Source organism: Variovorax sp. 01T439_2, from assembly GCF_056398445.1.
Genome location: NZ_JBFTPJ010000852.1, coordinates 1 through 2,591 on the forward strand (window position 1 = coordinate 1; position 2,591 = coordinate 2,591).

The window sequence follows — 2,591 nt, forward strand, 5'->3', positions numbered from 1 at the left end:
GTCGAGACCATGGCAAAGGTGCCGACGGCGATCGAGCCGACCGCCAGCCAGGCGGAGCGGGCGGTCCTGGCGGGCTCGGGCGCAAGATCGTCGATGCAGGGGTTGCTGCTGGGTGAATTCATCATGGGAAGAAGTCCTGGACCGCGTCGGCAAGCGCATACCGACACGTTGTTGCGAAAGGCTTCCCAGTGTCCGGGCGGACAGGCCCGCCACCAAGGGGCCTGCCGGCAGTAGTCAGTTTCCCGGCGGCGAACAATCGACCCTTTTGCCGTTCCCCACCTGCCCTAGATATGCGGTGCGCGAAGCTCCAGCACGCGCCCATCGGCAATGAACGAATCGCCCACCAGCACGCGAAAGGCCGCACCGGCAGGAAACCGGGGGCCGGCGGTCTGCGGCGACAGTAGCTCGATGTCGAGCGCATGCGGCTTGCCCCGCGCGAGCGCTCCACCCGGCGGCACGAACCAGCGCGCCGAGAAGCCTTCGTTGCCGACCACCAGCGCGCAGCGGTATTCGCCCGGCGCGAGCGGCACATCGTGCGAAGGCAGTGCCGGCGGGCGCAGCCTGAGCTCGGCCAGGAAGTGGGGCGTGAACGCGCGCGCCGCATCGAAGCCCGCGGGCTCGGCCGGCGCCGCGCGCCGCGGCAGCTTGCCGATGAGCCAGGCAATGACGTTGCCGATGATCGGCACCCACAGCACCATCAGCAGCGTGCCGATGTCGCGCGTGGTCGTGCCGCGCTCGGCGTAGTGCCGCACGATCGCGCCCGCGACCGCCAGGCCCAGCAGGATGAGGACGATGAGCCTGCGGCGGGACTGGATGGTGGTCATCGTGGAGGCATTGCCCTTCGGTGCATTGGCCGTCATCCGGTGTTGCGCAGGCCGGCCGCCACCCCGTTGATCGAGATGTGGATGCCGCGCTGCAGCCGCTCGCCGCCTTCGCCCGCGCGGTAGCGGCGCATCAGCTCGACCTGCAGGTGATGCAGCGGATCGATGTACGGAAAGCGGTGGCGCACCGAGCGTTGCATCTCCGCGTTGCCTTCGAGCCTTTGCTTGGCGCCGGTGATGAGCGTGAGCGCATCGGAGGTGCGGTGCCATTCGGTGTCGATCATCGAGAACACCTTCTGGCGCAGCTTGCGGTCGGTCACCAGCTCGGCGTAGCGCGAGGCCAGCGCGAGGTCGCTCTTGGCCAGCACCATGTCCATGTTGGAGAGCAGCGTGCGAAAGAACGGCCACTGCGCATACATGCGGCGCAGCAGCGCAGTGCGCTCCTTGCGCGCGGCCGGCGTTGCGGCCGAGGCCAGGAACTGCTCCACGCCCGAGCCGAAGCCGAACCAGCCGGGAATGGTGAGCCGGCACTGGCCCCAGCTGAAGCTCCATGGCACGGCGCGCAGGTCGTCGATCTTGTGGCTCGGGTTGCGCGAGGCGGGACGCGAGCCGATGTTGAGTTCGGCAATCTCGCGGATCGGCGTGGAGCCGAAGAAGTAGTCGCCGAAGCCCGGGGTTTCGTAGACCAGCTTGCGGTAGGCCGACATGCTCGCGCTCGACAGCTCCCCGGCCGCCGACAGGAACGTGGCGGGCGCCGACTTGGCCTGCGGCAGCAGCGTGGCTTCGAGCGTGGCGGCCACCAGCGTCTCGAGGTTGCGCCGGCCGATCTCGCGGTTGGCGTACTTCGAGCCGATGACCTCGCCCTGCTCGGTGAGGCGGATCTGGCCGCGCACCGTGCCGGGCGGCTGCGCGAGGATCGCCTGGTAGCTCGGTCCGCCGCCGCGTCCCACCGTGCCGCCGCGGCCATGGAACATGCGCAGGCGAATCGGATGGGCCTTCTTCTTGTTGAGCTCGTCGAACAGCGCCACCAGCGCGATGCCCGCGCGGTAGAGCTCCCAGTTGCTCGTGAAGATGCCGCCGTCCTTGTTGCTGTCGCTGTAGCCGAGCATCACGTCCTGCTCGGCGCCCGAGCGCTCGATGAGCGCCTGGATGTTCGGCAGCGCATAGAAGGCGCGCACGATGGGCGCGGCATTGCGCAGGTCCTCGATGGTTTCGAACAGCGGCACCACGATCAGGTCGCAGGTGGCCTTGCCGTTCATCGCGCCGCGCAGGAGGCCCACTTCCTTTTGCAGCAGCAGGGCCTCGAGCAGGTCGCTCACCGTCTCGGTGTGGCTGATGATGTAGTGGCGGATGGCCGCCGCGCCGTAGCGCGCACGCGCGGTGCGTGCGGCCGCGAAGATCGCGAGCTCGCTCTGCGCCAGCGGCGAGTACTCGGCATCGGGCACGCGCAGCGGACGCGCGTCGTCGAGCAGCTTGAGCAGCAGCGTCTGCTTGGCTTCCTCGGCCAGCGAGGCGTAGGCCGGCTCGATGCGCGCGGTGGCCAGCAGTTCGGCGATCACGGCCTCGTGCTTGTCCGAGCTCTGGCGCAGGTCGACCGTGGCCAGGTGGAAGCCGAACACCTCGACCGCGCGGATCAGCGGCCGCAGGCGCGGCGCCGCCAGCACGCTGCCGTGCTTCTCGACGAGCGACTCTTCCACCGTGCGCAGGTCGTCCAGGAATTCCTCGGCCTTCGCATAGGGGTTCTGCGGCGGCACGGCGTGGCGCGCGGCC

Annotated in this window: 2 protein-coding genes; both read right to left on the reverse strand. The window is 69.2% G+C overall.

Going from position 1 to position 2,591, the window contains the following annotated elements; translation table 11 throughout:
• Positions 1-284: 284 nt before the first annotated feature.
• The gene (locus AC1DOC_RS28765; protein WP_012746519.1) at positions 285-860 is read right to left on the reverse strand and encodes a hypothetical protein; all 576 of its coding nucleotides are present in this window, start codon (positions 858-860) and stop codon (positions 285-287) included.
• On the reverse strand, positions 857-2,591 hold a 1,735-nt coding region (gene ppc / locus AC1DOC_RS28770; RefSeq protein ID WP_478131027.1), incomplete at its 5' end, for a phosphoenolpyruvate carboxylase. The genes ppc and AC1DOC_RS28765, both read right to left, overlap by 4 nt.

Coding starts and splice junctions, on each gene's coding strand:
- AC1DOC_RS28765 (WP_012746519.1), bottom strand. CDS start 860: ATGACGGCCAATGCACCGAAGGGCAATGCCTCCACGATGACCACCATC.